The following is a 19,807-nucleotide window of genomic DNA, read 5'->3' on the forward strand; positions in this document are numbered from 1 at the left end:
AGGCCGGTGACCCAAACAACAGTGCCCGTGATCTTCGACCTGGACGGCACTCTTGTCGATCCGGCCGGGGGGATAGCGGACGGAATCGCAGCGGCCCTCACGGAGCTCGGACTCGGCATTCCCGGCAAGGCCCGGATGGACGCCATGATCGGCCCGAAGCTCAGCCATTCCCTCACGGACATCGCCGGGGTCCCGGCCGAACAACTCGGTGCCGCCATCCGGATCTACCGCGCGCATTACCTCGCCACGGGCATCGCCCAAAGCCGGCTGTACCCGGGGATCCGTGCCCTGCTGGAATCTTTCGTCGCGGCCGGCCGGCCCATCGCAGTCGCCACCCAGAAGCCCGAGGGCATCGCCCGGACCGTCCTGGAGCACCACGGCATAGCTGCCCTGTTCCACACCATCCGCGGCTCGGCGGCGGACGAGGCCGCAGCAGCGGGCGCGCCGTCCGGGAAGGCGGAGATCGTCGCCGCGGCCCTCGCCGACCTTGCCACCCGACACGGCCTGGACACGCAACATGCCGTAATGGTGGGGGACCGCGCGCAGGACGTAGCCGGAGCGGCTGCCAACGGACTGGACTGCATCGGCGTAGGCTGGGGCTTTGCTCCGCACGGTGAACTGGACGCGGCAGGTTCCGTGGAGATTGTGCACAGCAGCACAGCCCTGCATGAGGCCGTCGCCCGCCGGGATACGCTGCGCGCCGCCGCCGTTGCCACCACAGTGAATCCTGACTTTAAGACCGATGCCCAAGACGAGGTGCACACCGATGGCAATGTTTGACGCAATCCGCTGGACCACGCGGGGCCTGGTTACTTCGACCTGCCGGCCCACGGTCATCGGACTCGAAAACGTGCCCAAGGAGGGCCCGTTCATTGTGGCCCCCAACCACCTCTCATTCCTGGACAGCGTGATCGTCCAGGCACTCATGCCCCGACCCGTGGCATTCTTCGCCAAAGCGGAATATTTCACCACCGGCGGCATCAAGGGCAAGGCGATGAAGTCCTTCTTCGAGGCGGTCGGCTCCATCCCCGTGGAACGCGGCGAACAGGCCGCCAGCGTCCAGGCGCTCAAAACCCTGCTGGAAATCCTCGACTCCGGCAAGGGCGTCGGCATCTACCCGGAAGGGACCCGGTCCCGCGACGGCATCCTCTACCGCGGCCGCACCGGCGTAGGCTGGCTTGCCCTCACCACTGGCGCCCCCGTCATCCCGGTCGGACTGATCGGCACGGAGAACCTGCAGCCCGCGGACAGCAAGTCGGTCAAACCTCAACACTTCACCATGAAGGTCGGCAAACCGCTGTACTTCGAAAAGACCGGACCGGACCACTCCCTGCCCGCCCGCCGCCAGGCCACCGACCGCATCATGGACGCGATCGCCGAACTCAGCGGCCAGGAACGCTCCACTAGTTACAACCAGAGCAAGACCATCGAATAGACGGTCGAACAGACCGTCGCCCGGATAGACCGTCGACCAGGGCGAATCTGCTGATTTTCTTGAGCCGGATGGTGACGATGCGGGGGACCACGTACGGTCCGGGGCAGTCCCCGCAGTGCCCCGGACGGGCAAGCTGTCCAGCGGAAGTCTTGCAGGCCTGCTTGGCGCAAACGTGGTGGAATTACCGGGGTGAACCGCTACGCAACTAATTGGTCACAGTCCGGGAATGGGTCTTCGGGCAGTTCCTGTTCCTGTTCTGGATCCGGGCCGGGGTCCGGGGGCAGGCCCGTATCGAAGTCCAAGTCCGGGTCCACGACCGTACGCGGATCCATGTCCATACCTGTGTCCATGCCCGTAGGCGGACCCGCGTCCATACATGTGTCCATGCTCGTGTCCGGGTCCATGCCCATGCATGCGCCCAAGTCCGTGCCTGTGGCCGTGCCTGTGTCTGACTCTGTTCCCGAATTCAGGATGCCGTCCGGCCAGTGGGGTGGTTCCCAGTCCTGCTGTTCGCTGGGGTAGTGCCGTCCGGTCGGGGAGGTCCAGCCGGGCGGGGCGGTTTTGCTGGCCCCGGCCGGTGTCCAGGCTGAGCTGTGTTTGAGCTTGTGGTGTTTGCGGCAGGGCTGCCCGAGGTTGGTGATCCCGGTGGTGCCTCCGTCGGCCCAGGCCAGGAGGTGGTCCGCTTCGTTGTCCAGGGAGTGGTTGTTGCACCCCGGGAACGGGCATCTCCCGTCACGGAGCATCAGCCAGTGCCTCTGGGCTTTGGTGAGGCGGTAGCTGGTCCGGCCGATTTCCAGCGGCGCCCCGTCCCGCGGATCCACCAGGACCCGGTGGAAGGACCCGGCGCCGTCGGTGACCAGGCGGCGGGCCATCGAGGGCGGGATCGGCCCGTACCCGTCCAGCATCGCCGGTTCCTCCCCGGCGCCGAGCAGGGACAGGACCGGGACGGTGATCAGGACCTGCGCCCGCGGCGACGGCACACCCCCGCCCGCACCCTCCCCACCAGCGCCTGCGGTGCCGGTGGTGCCGGTGGTGCCTGTGGTGAGGAGCCAGGTGGCGGCGATGTCGGCCCGCAGCTGGGTGAGGGTGCGTTCCTCCTCCGGGCCCTGCAGGGCACGGGCGGCCGCGGTGGTCCGTTCCCAGATCCCCGCGGCGGTATCGGCCGGCAGGTAGGCGGAGAACCAGGCCATCCCGTCACTGTCCGGGCGGAACTCGACCCGCCGGTCCGCGGCGCACCTGGCATGGCGCTGTTCGATGCTCTCCCGGTGGTGGCGTTCACGCCAGGTGCGGGCCTTGGCCCGGAACCTGCCCGGGACCAGTTCCCCGGCCGGGCACCCCCGGGCCGGGTTCGGGGCGGCCGGGTCCAGGAAGTGCGCCTCCAACGCCGCCGCCCCGGCCGGGTCCAGGCTGGTGGTTTCGTCCACCATGATCCGGGCGTGCGCCCAGGAAATCGTGCCCGCCGTCAGCGCGGCGAGGGTCAGCGGCAACGTCTTCGTCAGGGCCAGGCAGTCGCCCAGGAACGCCCCGGCGGTCTGCTCGCTCACGGTCAGGGCACACGCGACCTCCGCCGTCACCGCCATCTCCTGGCCCATGTTGTCGTGCAGCGCCACCGCCGGCGGCGCCAAAGCGTCGGTAGCCTGCAGATAGGCCGCGGCCAGCCGCACCTTCAACGCAGCGGCCTGCGCCTCCCACCGCGCCATGACGGCCAGGCCATCCAGGCAACCATCCGCCAGATCCCGCAACGGATCCTCCCACAGCGGATCAGCGCCGGATGGACCATCGTGACCAGAGTCGGACGGAGCAGTGCCAGCACCCGACGGACCCGTCTGAACAGCACCCGACAGACCAGCCGGATCAGCGTCAGCGCCGGCCGCGGCGACGGAATCCAGCGCCGCAGTCCACGCCGCAACAGCCGCCAGCGCCGCACTGCCCTCCGCACACCAGTCCGTGCCTTCCATAAACCCAGAATCTCAGATGGCACCGACATAATAGGGGTCTCTGCGGAAGTGCATCGGACTCAGGATCCAGGGGCCCGGGTCCCCGCCGTCCCGGGCACGGCTGCAGGCTCAGTAGACTTGGACTGTGGCAGATCCAGCGAGTTACCGACCCCAGACGGGTGAGATTCCGACCAATCCGGGCGTGTACCGCTTCCGCGACCCGCACGGCCGGGTCATCTATGTCGGCAAGGCCAAGAACCTCCGGTCGCGGCTGAACTCGTACTTCGCCAATCCCTCGGGACTGCTCCCCAAAACGTATGCCATGGTCCATACGGCCAGCAGTGTGGAGTGGACCGTCGTCGGAAGCGAACTCGAGTCGCTGCAGCTCGAATACACTTGGATCAAGGAATTCAAGCCCCGGTTCAATGTGATGTTCCGGGATGACAAAAGTTACCCGTACCTCGCCGTCTCAATGGGGGAGAAGTACCCCCGAGTCCAGGTCCTGCGGGGAGAGCGCCGCAAGGGCACCCGCTACTTTGGCCCCTACACGGCCGGGGCCATCCGGGACACCATGGACACCCTGCTGCGCGTTTTCCCCGTCCGCAGCTGCAGCGCCGGCGTCCTGAAACGGGCCGAAGCGAGCCGCAGGCCCTGCCTGCTCGGCTACATCGACAAATGCGCGGCGCCCTGCGTCGGCCGCATCTCGGCCGAGGACCACCGGGCCCTGGCCGAGGACTTCTGCACCTTCATGGGTGGCGAGGCCAAACCGTTCGTCACGCGGCTGGAAAAGGACATGGCCGCCGCCGTGGCGGAACTGGACTACGAGCGCGCAGCGCGGATCCGTGATGACATCGTCGCGCTCAAAAAAGTCTTCGAACGCAACGCTGTTGTCCTGGCCGAGGGCACCGACGCCGACGTTTTCGCCCTGCACGAGGATGAACTCGAAGCCGCCGTGCAGGTCTTTCACGTCCGCGGCGGCCGGATCCGCGGCCAGCGCGGCTGGGTCGTCGAAAAAGTCGAAGACGCCACCACCCCGGACCTCGTTGAGCACCTGCTCCAGCAGGTCTACGGCGAGGAAGCCGGCCTGCAGGGCAGGCTGCCCCGCGAGGTCCTGGTGCCGACCGAGCCCAGCAACGCCGCGGAGCTGGCCCAATGGCTCGGCGGCCTGCGCGGGGCCAGGGTGGACATCCGCGTGCCCCAACGCGGCGACAAGGCCGCACTGCTCTCCACCGTCCGGGACAACGCCGAGCACGCCCTCAAGCTCCACAAATCCCGGCGCGCCGGCGACCTGACCCTGCGCTCCCAGGCGCTGCAGGAACTGCAGGAAGCCCTCGAGCTGCCCATCGCGCTGATGCGGATCGAATGCTTCGACATCTCGCACGTCCAGGGCACCAACGTCGTCGGTTCCATGGTCGTGGTCGAGGACGGCCTGCCGAAAAAGTCGGACTACCGGAAGTTCTCCGTCACCGGCGCCGCCGCAACGGACGACACGGCAGCCATGCATGACGTGCTGACACGGCGTTTCCGGAACTACCTGCAGGAGAAGGCGGTCCAGGCCGACGCCGCCCGGCAGCCGGGCCATCAGGCCATGCTCAACGCCGTGGCCGACGCCGCCGTCGGCCCTTCTTCCTCCGTCGCTGTCGCCGATACCACGACCCCGGCTCCGCGGACCAAGTTCGCCTACCCGCCCAACCTCGTGGTGGTTGATGGGGGCAAGCCCCAGGTCAACGCGGCCGCACGGGCCCTCGCCGAACTGGGGATCGACGATGTCTACGTCGTCGGGCTCGCCAAACGGCTCGAGGAGGTCTGGCTGCCGGACAGCGACTTCCCGGTGATCCTGCCGCGCGCCTCGGCCGGGCTGTACCTGCTGCAGCGCATCCGTGATGAGGCGCACCGCTTCGCGATCTCCTTCCACCGGCAGAAGCGCGGCAAGGCAATGACCGTCTCAGCGCTCGACGGCGTGCCCGGCCTCGGCGAATCCAAGCGCAAGGCCCTGCTGGCCCAGTTCGGCTCGGTCAAGAGCATCCGGACGGCCAGCGTCGAGGAGCTCACCGGCGCCAAGGGGATCGGCCCGTCCCTGGCTGCGGCGATCGTCCGGCACTTCGCCGACGGGGACGCGGCCACTGTCCCCGCCATCAACATGACCACCGGCGAAATCCTGGAGACTTAGCTAGCACCAGCAATCTTAGCTAGGGTAAGGACTTGGGAAACGGCACGCACGGCAACTGAACCGCGCCGCGGGCTCCACCCATCAGAGATCGAAAACAACAGCACAGCAGAACGGGGCTTCACTGATGGCAGAGTCGACGGCAGGATCCGGGACGGAGTCGGACGGCATGACGCCGGTCAAACCCGTCGAGGCCGAACTGCTCGTAGTGACGGGCATGTCGGGAGCCGGCCGGAGCACTGCGTCGGACGCCCTGGAGGACCACGGCTGGTACGTCGTGGAAAACCTCCCCCCGCAGATGCTCGGCACCCTCGCGGAAATCGTGTCCCACGCCCCGGGCTCCATCTCCAAGCTCGCCGTCGTCATGGACGTCCGCAGCAAGGAACTATTCGCTGACATCCGCACCTCGCTGCGCAACCTGGAGGCCAGCGGCGTCGGGTTCCGGGTGCTGTTCCTGGACGCCAACGACGACGTCCTGGTCCGCCGATTCGAGCAGGGCCGGCGTCCCCACCCGCTGCAGGGCGGCGGCAGGATCCTCGACGGCATCGCCGCCGAACGCGAACTGCTGACCGAACTCCGCACCTCCGCCGACATCGTGCTGGACACCTCGGCGCTGAACGTCCACGGCCTCGCCACCGCAATCACGGAGCTGTTCAGCGAGACCGGTCCCGTGGCGCTCCGCCTCAATGTGATGAGCTTCGGCTTCAAATACGGGCTCCCGGTCGATGCCAACTTCGTCGCCGACGCCCGCTTCATCCCCAACCCGCACTGGGTCCCCGCGCTCCGCCCGCACACCGGTCTGGACAAGGACGTCAGCAACTATGTGCTGGAGGCGCAGGGCGTCAGCAGCTTTGTGGAACGCTACGTGCTGGCTCTCGAGCCGGTCCTGGACGGTTACCGGCGGGAGAACAAGCACTACGCCACCATCGCCGTCGGTTGCACCGGCGGCAAGCACCGCTCGGTTGCCGTCGCCGTCGAACTGTCCCGCCGGCTCGCGCAGTACCCGCGCGTCACCGTGACCACCACGCACCGGGACCTGGGCCGCGAATAATGGCGCTGCTCACCGGCCCCCTGCCTCTCGTCCCCCCGGCCAGCGCGGCCTTCGCCAGCCAGCAGGACAAAGGCCCGTCCGTCGTCGCGCTGGGCGGCGGCCACGGACTCGCCGCGTCACTATCGGCGCTGCGCCTGCTCACCTCCGAACTGACCGCCATCGTCACCGTCGCGGACGACGGCGGGTCCTCGGGACGGCTGCGCGAGGAGTACGGCGTACTGCCGCCCGGCGACCTCCGGATGGCGCTCTCCGCGCTCTGTGACGACACCGACTGGGGCCGCACCTGGCGCGATGTGATGCAGCACCGCTTCGCACCCGGCAAGGGCCGCGGCGGCTCCCTCGACGAGCACGCCATGGGCAACCTGCTGATCGTGACGCTCTGGGAACTCCTGGGCGACACCGTGGCGGGCCTCAAATGGGCCGGCGCGCTGCTGGGTGCCCGCGGCGAGGTCCTGCCGATGTCCAGCGTTCCGCTGACCATCGAGGGCCAGGTCCGGGTCACCGCTCCCGACGGCACCACGGCGCTGCAGACCCTGATCGGACAGGCAAAATGCGCTGTCGCCGGCTCGCTGGAACACGTCCGGCTGCTGCCGGAGAATGCCCCCGCCTGCGTTGAGGCGCTCACCGCGATCGAACTGGCCGACTGGGTCATCCTTGGCCCCGGATCCTGGTACACCTCGGTGCTCCCGCACCTGCTGCTGCCGGAAATGCGCGAGGCGCTCTGCAACACGGCCGCCCGCCGCTGCCTCACGATGAACCTGGCCACGGACACCAAGGAGACCCTCGGAATGTCCGCCGCGGACCATCTGCGGGTGCTCCGGGAGTACGCGCCGGACTTCACGGTCGACGTCGTCCTGGCCGATCCGGCATCCGTGACCGACCGCGCGGACTTCGAACAGGCGGCCGGGATGCTCGGCGCCGAGGTGGTGTTGGGTAAAGTGGGTGCGTCGAGCCGCCGGCCGATCCACGACCCGCTGCGTCTGGCAACGGCGTACCACGACATTTTCGGGAACAGGTAGGAAAAGTGCCATGGCACTGACAGCATCAGTCAAGGAAGAACTTTCCCGGCTGGACATCAAGAAGTCCTCGGTCCGCAAGGCTGAAGTGTCCGCCATGCTTCGCTTCGCCGGGGGACTGCACATCATTTCCGGCCGGATCGTGATCGAGGCCGAAGTCGACCTCGCCTCGACCGCGCGGCGGCTGCGGGCCGCCATCGCCGAGGTTTACGGGCACCAAAGCGAAATCATCGTTGTGTCCGGCGGCGGTCTGCGCCGCGGCAGCCGCTACGTCGTCCGCGTGGTGCGCGACGGCGAAGCCCTCGCCCGCCAGACCGGCCTGCTGGACGCCCGGGGACGCCCGGTCCGCGGCCTGCCCTCTGCGGTGGTGAACGGATCCGCCGCCGACGCCGAGGCCGTCTGGCGCGGCGCCTTCCTCGCCCACGGTTCCCTCACCGAGCCCGGCCGGTCCTCCGCCATGGAGGTCACCTGCCCCGGCCCCGAGTCCGCCCTCGCGCTCGTCGGCGCGGCCCGCAGGCTCGGGATCCAGGCCAAGGCCCGCGAGGTCCGGGGAGTGGACCGTGTGGTCATCCGCGACGGCGACACGATTGCCGCGCTGCTGACCCGGATGGGCGCCCACGATGCGCTGATGGTCTGGGAGGAGCGGCGGATGCGTAAGGAAGTCCGGGCCACCGCCAACCGGCTGGCCAACTTCGACGACGCCAACCTGCGGCGATCCGCGCAGGCCGCCGTCGCTGCCGGCGCCCGCGTGGACCGTGCCCTGGAAATCCTCGGCGACGACGTCCCCGACCACCTGAAGTACGCCGGCGAGTTGCGGGTCGCGCACAAACAGGCCAGCCTCGACGAGCTCGGCCGCCTGGCGGACCCCGTCATGACCAAGGACGCGATCGCGGGGCGGATCCGCCGCCTGCTGGCCATGGCGGACAAACGCGCCCAGGACCTGGGCATCCCCGGCACGGAGGCCAATGTGACGCCGGAAATGCTGGACGAGTAGCCCCGGCCTGGAAAGAACTGCAGAATCGGAGCGGGCCGGTGGGAATACCTCAGGGGGAACGGAGGCTATGCCCACTGGATTCCGATCCAGAAACTTCCGGGTGCCACAACATCCGGATGCACAATCCGAGAGTTACCCAACGGACAACCAGTCCACGACATTGGAGGATTTTGTGACCGAGTACGTACTGCCGCAGCTCAGCTATGACTACGCAGCGCTGGAGCCCCACATTTCCGCGCGGATCATGGAGCTGCACCACAGCAAGCACCACGCCGCCTACGTGGCCGGCGCCAACAACGCCCTGGCCCAGCTGGCCGAAGCACGCGAAAAGGGCGACTTCGCCAACATCAACCGGCTCTCCAAGGACCTCGCGTTCCACACCGGCGGACACATCAACCACTCGGTGTTCTGGAACAACCTTTCCCCGGACGGCGGCGACAAGCCCGAAGGTGAGCTGGCAGCCGCCATCGACGATGCGTTCGGCTCCTTCGACGCTTTCCGTGCCCACTTCACCGCGGCGGCCATGGGCCTTCAGGGTTCCGGCTGGGCTTTCCTGGCCTACGAGCCCATCGGCGGCAACCTCGTGATCGAGCAGCTCTACGATCAGCAGGGCAACGTCGCCGTCGGCACCACCCCGCTGCTGATGCTGGACATGTGGGAGCACGCCTTCTACCTGGACTACGTCAACGTCAAGGCCGACTACGTCAAGGCCTTCTGGAACATCGTGAACTGGGCCGACGTCGCCAAGCGCTTCGACGCCGCCCGCAAGAACGCCACCGGCCTTATCACGCTGTAACACCGCCATAGCGGTTTCCGCGCAAGAACGTTCATGCGCGTGTAACAAAGCTCACAATTAAGCCCGTTCGGCTCAAATCGTGGACGGTCTGCCCCCGCACTTGCGGGGGCAGACCAAGTTAAACGTAAGATAGGTCACGGAAGGCGGTTAGCCTTCAGCAATGTGGCTGGTCGCCCTCCGATCTGTTAATCATCTCTGCCCAATGGCGTGCGGGATCTGTTAGTTGGCTTGAGCGCCTTCTCAACTAATCGTGCTTGAAAAAGCACCAAGGAGACTGAAAACGTGACCACCCGTATTGGTATTAACGGCTTCGGCCGTATTGGCCGCAACTACTTCCGCGCCGCACTCGCCCAGGGCGCTGACCTCGAGATCGTTGCCGTCAACGACCTCACCAGCCCGGAAGCCCTGGCCCACCTCTTCAAGTACGACTCCGTGGGCGGACGCCTGAAGGAGAGCATCGAGGTCAAGGACGGCAACATCGTCGTCGACGGCAAGACCGTCAAGGTCCTCGCCGAGCGCGATCCTGCCAAGCTGCCCTGGGGCGAGCTCGGCGTTGACATCGTGATCGAATCCACCGGCTTCTTCACCAAGGCCGCCGACGCTCAGAAGCACATCGATGCCGGTGCCAAGAAGGTCTTGATCTCAGCCCCCGCCTCCGACGAGGACATCACGATTGTGATGGGCGTCAACGACAAGCTCTACGACCCCGCCGCGCACCACATCATCTCCAACGCCTCCTGCACCACCAACTGCCTCGGCCCGCTGGCCAAGGTTGTCAACGACGCCTTCGGCATCGAGCGCGGCCTGATGACCACCATCCACGCCTACACCGCCGACCAGAACCTGCAGGACGGCCCGCACAAGGATCTCCGCCGCGCCCGCGCCGCCGCCATCAACATGGTCCCCACCTCCACGGGTGCGGCCAAGGCAATCGGCCTGGTCCTGCCCGAACTCAAGGGCAAGCTCGACGGCTACGCCATCCGCGTGCCGGTGCCCACCGGCTCCGCGACGGACCTGACCGTCGTCGTCTCCCGCGAGACCACCGTCGAGGAAGTGAACGCCGCCCTCAAGGCCGCGTCCGAGTCTGCCGAGCTCAAGGGCCTGCTGACCTACACCGATGAGCCGATCGTCTCCTCGGACATCGTCGGTGACCCGGCATCGTCCATCTTCGACTCCGGCCTGACCAAGGTGATCGGCAACCAGGTCAAGGTTGTTTCCTGGTATGACAACGAATGGGGCTACTCCAACCGCCTCGTGGACCTCACGGAGCTCGTCGCAGCCAAGCTGGGCTAGGGTAAGACTCATGACATTCCACACCCTCGACGAACTGATCGCTGATGGTGTCCGCGGGCGGTACGTTCTGGTCAGAAGTGACCTGAACGTGCCGCTCGACGGCTCTTCAGTGACTGACGACGGCCGCATCAAGGCCTCCCTGCCAGTGCTGGCGAAGCTCGCGGATGCCGGTGCCCGTGTGCTGGTCACAGCACACCTGGGCCGCCCCAAGGGCGCCCCGGACGAAAAGTACTCGCTCAAGCCCGCCGCGGCGCGGCTGGCCGAACTGGCCCCGTTCAAGGTCTCCCTCGCGGAAGACACCGTCGGGGATTCGGCCAGGGCCTCAGCCGCCGCTCTGCAGGACGGCGAAGCGCTCGTCCTTGAGAACGTGCGCTTCGACGCCCGCGAGACCTCCAAGGACGACGCCGAGCGCGGCGCGTTCGCGGATGAACTCGTCGCCCTCACCGGCTCCAACGGGGCCTTCGTGGACGACGCCTTCGGCGCCGTCCACCGCAAGCATGCCAGCGTGTACGACGTCGCCACCCGGCTGCCGTCCTACCAGGGCGACCTGGTGCGCACCGAGGTCGAGGTGCTGCGCAAGCTCACCGCCGACACGCAGCGGCCCTACGTTGTTGTGCTGGGCGGATCCAAGGTCTCGGACAAACTCGCCGTGATCGACAACCTCATCGGCAAGGCAGACACCATCCTGGTCGGTGGCGGCATGTTGTTCACCTTCCTCGCCGCCGAGGGCCACAAGGTGGCCGGCAGCCTGCTGGAAGAGGACCAGATCCCGGTCGTCCAGGACTACCTCAAGCGCGCCGCGGACGCCGGGACCGAATTCGTGGTTCCCACCGACGTGGTGGTGGCCAGCAGGTTCGCCGCCGACGCGGAGCACGAAACGGTGCGCGCCGAGGCGATTGAAGACAGCAGCTTCGGCGCCCAGGGCATCGGCCTGGACATCGGACCGGAATCCGCCGCAGCCTTCGCGGAACGGATCAAGGGCGCCAGGACAGTGTTCTGGAACGGTCCCATGGGCGTGTTCGAATTCGCAGCGTTCGCCGGCGGCACCCGGGCCATCGCCCAGGCGCTGACCGAGACGCAGGCCTTCACCGTTGTTGGCGGCGGCGACTCCGCCGCCGCGGTCCGGACGCTCGGCTTTGCCGATGACCAGTTCGGGCATATCTCCACCGGCGGCGGCGCCAGCCTCGAGTACCTTGAAGGCAAGGAACTCCCCGGCCTGAGCATCCTGGACCGCTAGACCCCACCAGCCGGCATGGCGCCTGTCCCAGGACGGGCGCCCTGCCGGCTGTTCCACTGCTAAGAACATTTGGAGACCACGTGACCACGTCAACCAACGGCAAATTCGACCGCACGCCCTTCATCGCAGGAAACTGGAAGATGAACATGGACCACGTCCAGGGCATCACCCTCCTGCAGAAACTGGCCTGGACCCTGTCCGACGCCAAGCACGACTACAGCCGGGTGGAGGTCGCCGTCTTCCCGCCGTTCACCGATCTCCGCGGCGTCCAGACGCTGGTTCAGGGCGATGAACTCAAGGTCGTCTACGGCGGCCAGGATCTCTCCCCGTACGACTCCGGCGCCTACACCGGCGACATTTCCGGCCAGTTCCTCGCCAAGCTCGGCTGCACGTACGTCCTCGTTGGCCACAGCGAACGCCGCACCATCCACCACGAGACCGACCAGGTGCTGAACGCCAAGACCAAGGCAGCTTTCCGGCACGGCATCACGCCCGTGCTCTGCGTCGGCGAAGGCCTGGAAATTCGGCAGGCCGGGACGCACGTCGATCACACGCTTACGCAGCTTCGCGCCGGAGTCGAGGGCCTCACCCCGGAGCAGGCCGCCGAACTCGTCGTCGCCTATGAGCCGGTCTGGGCCATCGGGACCGGCGAGGTTGCCGGTCCCGAAGACGCCCAGGAAATGTGCGCCGCACTCCGTGCCGAGCTCGCCACCCTCTTCGGCGCGGACGTCGCCGCCAAGACCCGGCTGCTCTACGGCGGCTCGGTCAAGGCCAACAACGCCGCCTCGATCCTCAAGGAACGCGACGTGGACGGATTGCTGGTCGGCGGTGCCAGCCTGGATGCCGCCGAGTTTGCTAATATTGTCAGGTTCGAGAGTCACCTGCTGACGGATTAGTCCGGACACTGTTGTGGCCCCCGCAATCCAAATCTTCTGAAAGGCCGTCGTGGACGTTCTTCATGTCATTCTGCAGGTTCTCCTGGGTATCACCAGCCTCCTGCTGACCTTGCTCATCCTGCTCCACAAGGGTCGCGGTGGCGGTCTGTCCGACATGTTCGGCGGCGGGATGAGTTCGGGCCTCAGTTCCTCCGGTGTGGCCGAACGAAACCTGAACCGCTTCACGGTTATCCTCGGCGTCACCTGGGGCGTCGTCATCGTCGCACTGGGCCTGATCATGCGGTTCAGCGGCGGCGGCGACTCCTAGGACCCGCTCCGAAAAACTTCATAAGGGGTCCTTGTGGCCCTCCCCGGCATCGGGAACTCCGATTTACACTGTGGCTGATTGCATTCGCATTCCATCCGCCGAGTAGCCAGGAGTTCCCGATGCTGCATTCCGCCTCCGGATTCCGGGGCATCCGCGTAGGAGCCACCGAAGGGGCCACACCCCGCCACGAACCGCCCGACGGCACCGCGGGCCGCACCCCGCGCATCCGCGTCAGTTACCGCTGCGCCAAAGGCCACGAGACGCCGCTGGTCTTCGCGCAGCTGCCCGATGACCAGATCCCCGGCGTCTGGGACTGCCGCCGCTGCGGCGGAACGGCCACCCGCGACGAGGCACAGTTCGCGCTCGAGGACGTGCCGGTGGAAGGCTACAAGAGCCACCTGGAATACGTTAAAGAACGGCGCTCCAGCCAGGATGCCGAAGACGTGCTGGCCGGAGCGCTCGAGAGACTTCGCGCCCGAGGGGCCCTCCCGGAGGGAAAACACTGAGGGAGAACACTCAGGGAGAACACTGAGGGAGAAGGCTGCGGAATAGCCCGTCGGCGCTAGCCCTTGCGGACCAGCTGCCGGGGAACCCGGGACGCCGCGTTTTCGTCGATCAGCCACAGAGTTTCGTTCCGGCCCCGCGGACCGGCCGCCGGAACCTGCACCGGGTTGGCGCCCGCGAGTGCCAGCCCCACGGCCCCCGCCTTGTCCTCGCCGGCCACAACCATCCAGATTTCAGACGCCGTGTTGATGGCGGGCAGCGTCAGCGAAACCCGCTGCGGCGGCGGCTTGGGGGAGGTGCGGACACCCACCACTGTGAGTTCCTTCTCGCGGATGCCGGCCTGTTCGGGGAAGAGCGATGCGACGTGCGCGTCCGGTCCCACGCCAAGGAGGACGATGTCGAAGCGGGGCAGCGCGGCCGGATGTTCGGGCCGGTCATCGGACATGTCCGCTGCGTGTTCCGCGGCAGCGGCCTCTTTCAGCCGGCGGGCGTAGTCCGCGGCCGCCTCCTCAGGAGTGCCGAAGTCCCCGGTGGACCCGGGGACGTGGATCCGCGCCGGGTCCGCATCGATCCGGGAAAGCAGCGCCTCGTGGGCCTGGCAGGCGTTGCGCTCCGGGTCCTCGGCGGCGATGAATCGTTCGTCGCCCCACCAGAAGTTGACCTTGGACCACTCGACAGCCGGGGACGCCGGCGACTCGGCCACGGCCTTGAGCGAGCCGATGCCCATCGACCCGCCGGTAAGCACCACCGTCGCCTCGCCGTGTTTGTCCTGGATGTCCACCAGTTTGGTGATCAGGCGGGCCGCGATGGCAGCCATCAGGACGGTCGAGTCGGGATGGATGCTTACTCTGGGGTCAGCGCTCACTGGGACGGACACTCCTTAGATTGGTACGTGGCAGTCCAATAGTAATCACTTCACCGAACACTTCGTCCGGATCGAGGCGGCGCAGTTCCTCGGCGAGGCAGTCCTTCAGGCTGCGGCGCGGGAGGGAGATGCGCTGCACCGGCTGACCGGGCTGGCTTAGTTCCGCCACGGTGAGTCCGGGCCGGAACAGCTGCACGTCGCCGCCGGAGCGGGTGAGCCGCACGCGCCGGATCCCGGTGCCGGCCGGATCCGCGACGATCGTGACCGGCGCGTCCAGGGCCAAGGTGAGCCAGGCCGCGAGCAGGATCGTGCTGGGGGAGTCGGAGGCGCCTTCGACGGCGACGGCCGTGACCGGGGAGCCGTCCACCTGGTCCAGGACGGCGGCGAGCTGGATCCGCCAGTTGGTCAGGCGGGTCCAGGCCAGGTCCGTGTCGCCGGCTTTGTAGGTCCGGCGGATGTTGTCCAGCGCGCGCTGCGGATCGGCCTCGTTGGCCGAGTCCGTGATCCGCCGGTGCGCGATCCGCCCGATCGAGGTCTCACACGCGTTCTTCGGGGCGCCGTGCGGCCACCAGGCCACGATCGGCGCATCCGGCAGCAGCAGGGCCGCGACGAGGGATTCGCTTTCCTCCGCCAGTTCGCCGTAGCCGCGGAGCACGATGACCTCGGAGGCCCCGGCGTCGCCGCCCACCCGGATCTGCGCATCGAGCCGGGTCGGCGCCTTGGCGCCGGCGTCGGCGAGGACGATGATCCGGCAGGGGTGTTCCCGGCTGGCCTCGTTCGCGGCCTCGATCGCGTCCTCTTCCAGCCCGGACCGGGTGACGACCACCAGGGTCAGCACCCGGCCCAGCGCGATCACGCCGCCCTGCTCGCGCAGGGCCATGATCTTCTTGGAAATCTTGGAGGTGGTGGTGTCGGGAAGATCTACGATCATGGCCTTCTCCAGGTTCGTCCGTCACGGGCAAGGAGCTCGTCGGCGGAGGCGGGGCCCCAGCTGCCGGGGGCGTAGGGTTCGGGCTGTTCGTCCAGGGACTCCCAGTAATGCTCGAACGGATCGAGGATTTTCCAGGACAGCTCGACTTCCGCGTGGCGGGGGAACAGCGGCGGCTCGCCGAGGAGCACGTCGAGGATGAGCCGCTCGTAGGCCTCCGGGCTGGACTCCGTGAAGGAGTGGCCGTAACCAAAGTCCATCGTGACGTCCCGGACTTCCATCTGCGTGCCGGGAACCTTGGAACCGAAGCGGATCGTGGCTCCCTCGTCGGGCTGGACCCGGATCACGACGGCGTTCTGGCCGAAGTCGTCCTCGCCGTGGTCGGTGAACAGCAGGTTGGGGGCGCGTTTGAGCACGACGGCGATCTCGGTCACCCGGCGGCCCAGCCGCTTGCCGGCGCGCAGGTAGAACGGCACCCCGGCCCAGCGGCGGGTGTTGATGTCCACCCGGATCGCGGCGAACGTCTCCGTCTTGGAGTCAGCGGGGATGCCGTCCTCCTCGAGGTAGCCGACCACCTTTTCGCCGCCCTGCCAGCCGCCGGTGAACTGCCCGCGGGCCGAGTGGGTGGACAGGTCCTCGGGGAGCCGGACGGCGCCGAGGACCTTTTCCTTCTCGGCGCGGAGGTCATCGGCGTTGAAGGAGATCGGTTCCTCCATCGCGGTCAGCGCCAGGAGCTGGAGCAGGTGGTTCTGGATCACATCGCGCGCGGCGCCGACGCCGTCGTAGTAGCCCGCCCGGCCGCCGGTGCCGATGTCCTCGGCCATGGTGATCTGGACGTGGTCCACGTAGTTCGCGTTCCAGAGCGGCTCGAAGAGCTGGTTGGCGAAGCGCAGCGCCAGGATGTTCTGCACCGTCTCCTTGCCCAGGTAGTGGTCGATCCGGAAGACAGCGTCCTGCGGGAAGACCGACTCAACGATGTCGTTGAGCTGCCGGGCCGATTCGAGGTCGTGGCCGAACGGCTTCTCGATCACGACGCGGCGCCACTTGTCACCCTCGGCCTGCGCCAGTCCGTGCTTGGACAGCTGCCGGCAGACCAGTTCGAAGGCGTTCGGCGGAATGGACAGGTAGAACGCGTGGTTGCCGCGTGTGCCCCGCTGCTCATCGAGTTCATCGATGGTTTCGCTGAGCCGCTTGAAGGCATCATCGTCGTCGAACTCGCCCTGCACGAAGCGGATGCCCTCGGAAAGCTGCTTCCACACCGTTTCATCGAACGGAGTGCGGGCGTAGGCCTTGACCGCTTCCTTCACCTCGGCGGCGAAGTCCTCGTTTTCCCAGTTCCGCCGCGCAAAGCCCACCAGGGCAAAGCTCGGCGGCAGCAGCCCCCGGTTGGCCAGGTCGTACACGGCCGGCATGAGCTTCTTCCGGGCGAGGTCCCCCGTGACCCCGAACAGGACCAGCGACGCCGGCCCCGCAATACGATTCAGGCGCCGGTCCCGCGGATCCCGGAGCGGATTACGCCCCCGGGCCGCGGATTTCCGGCTGCCGTTGTGATTTTCTGGCATGGTTGCTTGGGTGCCTTAGCTTTCGGTGGAGGGGACTGCCTGGCCGGCCAGCGCGGCGATGATGTCCTGCAGCTGGCGGACGCCGGCAGCGCGGTCCGTCAGATGCAGACGGAGGACCGGGCGGCCGTGTTCGGAGAGGACCTGGGCATCGCCGGCGGCCTGGGCCGAGATCAGTTCGCCGAAGCTGAACGGACGGTCCGGGATCGCCAGATCGGTGGCGGACGCCGCCGTCACCTGCAAGAAGACGCCGATCGCGGGTCCGCCCTTGTGGAACTGGCCGGTGGAGTGCAGGAAGCGCGGGCCCCAGCCGAAGGTCACGGGCCGGCCGCTGAGCGCTGCCAGCTGGTCCCGGACACCCTCGAACGGCGCGTAGGCGAGCCGGTCGAAGTAGGCCTGGACACTCAAGTAGCTGTCCGGACGCAGTTCGCCCAGCAGGGCGCTCACAGCGCCTGCTGCGGTGCTGGCGCCGGCCAGCCACTCCCCGCCGCGGACCTCGATGGCGCCGTCGGTGAAGGCGGCCGGTGTCGGTTCCGGCTGTGCGTCCAGCAGTCCGCGGGCGGCCACCTTGGCGGCTTCGACGTCGGGCTGGTCATAGGGGTTGATGCCGAGCAGGCGCCCGGCCACCGCGGTGGCGAACTCCCAGGCCATCATCTGCGTGGGCAGGCCGCCGGCGATCGCGACCTCGTTCTCGCCAAGTTCGACGTCGGCGTCCGCCGCAACGAGGCGGATCACCAGGACGTCGGGGGCGCCGAGGGTGGCCTCCGGGGAGGACGGCCCGGCGACGACCGGCAGCACACCGGTGCCGAGCTTACCGGTGGATTCGGCGATGAGCTGTTCGGCCCAGTCCGCGAAGCCCTTGATGCCGGAGCCGTCCTCGGCGATGACGATCTTGTTGCGCAGCGGGTTGGTGCCGCCCAGCGCCGCACCGAGGGCGAGTCCGATGTTTTCCTCGCCGTCCTCGTTGAGGACCTCCGCGGCCTCCTCCGCTTCGTCCAGGAAGGCCTGGATGTCCACGCCGGCCAGCCCGCACGGCACCATCCCGAATGCGGTCAGCGCCGAGTAGCGCCCGCCAACGGTGGGGTCAGCGTTGAACACGGCCCGGTAGCCGGCCTCGCGGGAGGTCTTGTCCAGCGGGGACCCCGGGTCGGTGACGATGATGATCCGGGACTTCGCGTCGAGTCCGGCCTCGGTGAAGGCGTGCTCGAAGACCCGGCGCTGGGAGTCCGTCTCCAGGGTGGAGCCGGACTTTGAGGACACCACGATCGCGGATTCGGCCAGCCGGTCCGCGAGGGCTGCGGCGACCTGTTCCGGATCGGTGCTGTCCAGCACGGTCAGCTCGACACCGGCGGTCCCGGCGATGACCTCGGGGGCCAGGGATGACCCGCCCATGCCACACAGGACGATCCGGCTGACGCCCTCGGCGCGCAGGGCGTCACGAAGGGCCAGGATGTCCGCCACGAGCTGCTGGGAGACGGTGGCCGCCTCGACCCAGCCGAGCCGGACGGCCGCCTCGGCTTCAGCGTCGGGACCCCACAAGGTGGCGTCCTTGGCGAAGATCCGGGTGGCGACCTTGTCTGCAAGCAGGGCGGGCAGGTGCTGTTCGTGGGCCAGGCGGGCGGCGCCCGTCGCGTCGTAGCTGAGAGTCGTCATGGGGCTATGCGTCCTTCCGGGCGGCGGCGAGGGCGGCCTCGACGTCGGCGAGGAGTTCCTTCCAGCTGGCCACGAACTTGTCGAGGCCTTCGGACTCGAGCACCGCGACGACCTCGTTGTAGGAGATGCCGAGGGCATCGAGGGCGTTCAGGGTGGCGTTGGCGTCGTCATAGCCCCGGGTGATGGTGTTCCCAGTGACCGTGCCGTGGTCGAAGGTGGCGTCGAGGGTCTTTTCCGGCATGGTGTTCACGACGCCGGGGGCGACGAGTTCCGTGACGTAGAGGGTGTCCGGGTAGGCCGGGTCCTTGACGCCGGTGGAGGCCCACAGCGGACGCTGGGGGAGGGCTCCGGCGTCGGCCAGGAGGGCCCAGCGTTCGGTCGAGAAGAGCTCCTCGTAGACCTGGTAGGCCAGACGGGCGTTCGCCACACCGGCTTTGCCCTTGAGGGCGCGTGCCTCGTCGGTGCCGATCGCGTCGAGGCGCTTGTCGATTTCGGAGTCGACGCGGGAGACGAAGAACGACGCGACCGAGTGGATCCTGGAGAGGTCGTGGCCGTTTTCCTTGGCCTGCTCCAGACCGGACTGGAAGGCGTTGATGACGGCGCGGTAGCGCTCCAGCGAGAAGATCAGCGTGACATTGACGCTGATGCCGGCCGCCACGGTGGCGGTGATGGCTTCCAGCCCCTCGAGGGTGGCGGGGATCTTGATCAGGACGTTGTCCTTGTTGACCTGGGCGTGGAGTTCCTTGGCCTCGGTGATGGTGCCGGCGGTGTCCCAGGCCAGGCGGGGGTCGACTTCGATGGAGACGCGCCCGTCGACGCCCCTGGTGGCTGCTGCCACCGGGGCGAAGAGGTCGCAGGCGTCGGCGACGTCGGTCGTGGTGATCGCGAAGACGGTCTCCTCGACGCCGGCGCCGGCGGCGGCCTTGGCGGCGATGATGCCGTCGTAGTCGTGGCCGGTGGTGATGGCCGCGTGGAAGATCGACGGGTTCGTGGTGACACCGACAACGTTCTTCTCTTCGATCAGCTTGCGCAGCGTGCCGGTGGCGAGGCGTCCGCGGGAGAGGTCATCGAGCCAGATGGAGACGCCGGCGTCGGAGAGCTGCTGCGTCGGGGTGGAGAGGGGGGTGCTGGTCATGTGTGACTCCTGAAGTCTGGGGCCGCCGCCGGGG

The 19,807-nt window shown here is 67.8% G+C and carries 18 protein-coding genes; 12 read left to right on the top strand and 6 right to left on the bottom strand.

Annotated features, from left to right (window positions below):
* Positions 1–6: 6 nt before the first annotated feature.
* Complete coding sequence (locus ASPU41_RS15450) at positions 7–780, top strand: HAD hydrolase-like protein (protein WP_069951650.1); 774 nt, start codon at positions 7–9, stop codon at positions 778–780.
* A complete protein-coding gene (locus ASPU41_RS15455; protein WP_069951651.1) occupies positions 767–1,435 on the top strand; it encodes a lysophospholipid acyltransferase family protein in 669 nt (222 codons plus the stop codon). Before ASPU41_RS15450 ends, ASPU41_RS15455 begins: the two co-directional genes overlap by 14 nt.
* A gap of 197 nt (positions 1,436–1,632) precedes the next feature.
* Here the strand turns inward: ASPU41_RS15455 and ASPU41_RS15460 are convergent, their stop codons facing one another.
* Entirely contained in the window at positions 1,633–3,393 is a 1,761-nt protein-coding gene (locus ASPU41_RS15460) for an HNH endonuclease signature motif containing protein (protein WP_083266550.1), read from the bottom strand.
* Between the two features lie 124 nt (positions 3,394–3,517).
* Between ASPU41_RS15460 and uvrC the strand changes: the two genes are divergently transcribed.
* From uvrC to ASPU41_RS15510, 10 genes are all read left to right on the top strand, one after another.
* On the top strand, positions 3,518–5,542 hold the full coding sequence (uvrC, locus tag ASPU41_RS15465) for an excinuclease ABC subunit UvrC (protein WP_069951652.1): 2,025 nt from the start codon (positions 3,518–3,520) through the stop codon (positions 5,540–5,542).
* Between the two features lie 124 nt (positions 5,543–5,666).
* Positions 5,667–6,590: an RNase adapter RapZ gene (gene rapZ, locus ASPU41_RS15470; protein WP_069951653.1), complete on the top strand. Its 924-nt coding sequence runs from the start codon at positions 5,667–5,669 to the stop codon at positions 6,588–6,590.
* Entirely contained in the window at positions 6,590–7,609 is a 1,020-nt protein-coding gene (locus ASPU41_RS15475; protein WP_069951654.1) for a gluconeogenesis factor YvcK family protein, read from the top strand. Before rapZ ends, ASPU41_RS15475 begins: the two co-directional genes overlap by 1 nt.
* Before the next feature lie 10 nt (positions 7,610–7,619).
* On the top strand, positions 7,620–8,600 hold the full coding sequence (gene whiA, locus ASPU41_RS15480; protein WP_069951655.1) for a DNA-binding protein WhiA: 981 nt from the start codon (positions 7,620–7,622) through the stop codon (positions 8,598–8,600).
* A gap of 172 nt (positions 8,601–8,772) precedes the next feature.
* Positions 8,773–9,396 carry a superoxide dismutase gene (locus tag ASPU41_RS15485; protein ID WP_069951656.1) on the top strand — a complete coding sequence of 208 codons (624 nt, stop codon included), beginning with the start codon at positions 8,773–8,775 and terminating at the stop codon, positions 9,394–9,396.
* Positions 9,397–9,678: 282 nt separating this feature from the next.
* Complete coding sequence (gene gap, locus ASPU41_RS15490; RefSeq protein WP_069951657.1) at positions 9,679–10,689, top strand: type I glyceraldehyde-3-phosphate dehydrogenase; 1,011 nt, start codon at positions 9,679–9,681, stop codon at positions 10,687–10,689.
* Positions 10,690–10,699: 10 nt separating this feature from the next.
* Positions 10,700–11,926: a phosphoglycerate kinase gene (locus tag ASPU41_RS15495; RefSeq protein ID WP_069951658.1), complete on the top strand. Its 1,227-nt coding sequence runs from the start codon at positions 10,700–10,702 to the stop codon at positions 11,924–11,926.
* Between the two features lie 80 nt (positions 11,927–12,006).
* Positions 12,007–12,822, top strand: a complete 816-nt coding sequence (gene tpiA / locus ASPU41_RS15500) for a triose-phosphate isomerase (protein ID WP_069951659.1) — start codon at positions 12,007–12,009, stop codon at positions 12,820–12,822.
* A 49-nt stretch (positions 12,823–12,871) separates the two neighbouring features.
* Positions 12,872–13,129, top strand: a complete 258-nt coding sequence (gene secG, locus ASPU41_RS15505) for a preprotein translocase subunit SecG (protein WP_069951660.1) — start codon at positions 12,872–12,874, stop codon at positions 13,127–13,129.
* 119 nt (positions 13,130–13,248) lie between these two features.
* On the top strand, positions 13,249–13,635 hold the full coding sequence (locus ASPU41_RS15510; protein ID WP_069951661.1) for an RNA polymerase-binding protein RbpA: 387 nt from the start codon (positions 13,249–13,251) through the stop codon (positions 13,633–13,635).
* Positions 13,636–13,691: 56 nt separating this feature from the next.
* Here ASPU41_RS15510 and pgl read toward each other — a convergent pair whose 3' ends face one another.
* From pgl to tal, 5 genes are read right to left on the bottom strand one after another with little or no spacing between them, the layout of a single operon-like run.
* Entirely contained in the window at positions 13,692–14,498 is an 807-nt protein-coding gene (pgl, locus tag ASPU41_RS15515; protein ID WP_069951662.1) for a 6-phosphogluconolactonase, read from the bottom strand.
* Positions 14,488–15,429 (bottom strand): glucose-6-phosphate dehydrogenase assembly protein OpcA, encoded by a 942-nt coding sequence (locus ASPU41_RS15520; RefSeq protein ID WP_069951663.1) that lies wholly within the window; start codon positions 15,427–15,429, stop codon positions 14,488–14,490. Before ASPU41_RS15520 ends, pgl begins: the two co-directional genes overlap by 11 nt.
* On the bottom strand, positions 15,426–16,988 hold the full coding sequence (gene zwf, locus ASPU41_RS15525) for a glucose-6-phosphate dehydrogenase (RefSeq protein WP_069951664.1): 1,563 nt from the start codon (positions 16,986–16,988) through the stop codon (positions 15,426–15,428). The genes ASPU41_RS15520 and zwf overlap by 4 nt, the downstream gene beginning before the upstream one ends.
* A 15-nt stretch (positions 16,989–17,003) precedes the next feature.
* Positions 17,004–18,638, bottom strand: coding sequence for a hypothetical protein (locus ASPU41_RS15530; protein ID WP_069951665.1), 1,635 nt, complete (start codon positions 18,636–18,638; stop codon positions 17,004–17,006).
* A 4-nt stretch (positions 18,639–18,642) separates the two neighbouring features.
* Positions 18,643–19,773 (bottom strand): transaldolase, encoded by a 1,131-nt coding sequence (gene tal / locus ASPU41_RS15535; RefSeq protein ID WP_069951666.1) that lies wholly within the window; start codon positions 19,771–19,773, stop codon positions 18,643–18,645.
* Positions 19,774–19,807 lie beyond the last annotated feature (34 nt).

Source organism: Arthrobacter sp. U41, from assembly GCF_001750145.1.
Classification (GTDB): Bacteria; Actinomycetota; Actinomycetes; order Actinomycetales; family Micrococcaceae; genus Arthrobacter.

Excerpts from the sequence above, each read along its gene's own strand:
- ASPU41_RS15455 (WP_069951651.1), top strand. The coding sequence starts at position 767 with ATGGCAATGTTTGACGCAATCCGCTGGACCACGCGGGGCCTGGTTACT.
- whiA (WP_069951655.1), top strand. The coding sequence starts at position 7,620 with ATGGCACTGACAGCATCAGTCAAGGAAGAACTTTCCCGGCTGGACATC.
- ASPU41_RS15530 (WP_069951665.1), bottom strand. The coding sequence starts at position 18,638 with ATGACGACTCTCAGCTACGACGCGACGGGCGCCGCCCGCCTGGCCCAC.
- ASPU41_RS15520 (WP_069951663.1), bottom strand. The coding sequence starts at position 15,429 with ATGATCGTAGATCTTCCCGACACCACCACCTCCAAGATTTCCAAGAAG.
- zwf (WP_069951664.1), bottom strand. The coding sequence starts at position 16,988 with ATGCCAGAAAATCACAACGGCAGCCGGAAATCCGCGGCCCGGGGGCGT.
- tal (WP_069951666.1), bottom strand. The coding sequence starts at position 19,773 with ATGACCAGCACCCCCCTCTCCACCCCGACGCAGCAGCTCTCCGACGCC.
- ASPU41_RS15460 (WP_083266550.1), bottom strand. The coding sequence starts at position 3,393 with ATGGAAGGCACGGACTGGTGTGCGGAGGGCAGTGCGGCGCTGGCGGCT.
- ASPU41_RS15495 (WP_069951658.1), top strand. The coding sequence starts at position 10,700 with ATGACATTCCACACCCTCGACGAACTGATCGCTGATGGTGTCCGCGGG.
- ASPU41_RS15510 (WP_069951661.1), top strand. The coding sequence starts at position 13,249 with ATGCTGCATTCCGCCTCCGGATTCCGGGGCATCCGCGTAGGAGCCACC.
- ASPU41_RS15475 (WP_069951654.1), top strand. The coding sequence starts at position 6,590 with ATGGCGCTGCTCACCGGCCCCCTGCCTCTCGTCCCCCCGGCCAGCGCG.
- rapZ (WP_069951653.1), top strand. The coding sequence starts at position 5,667 with ATGGCAGAGTCGACGGCAGGATCCGGGACGGAGTCGGACGGCATGACG.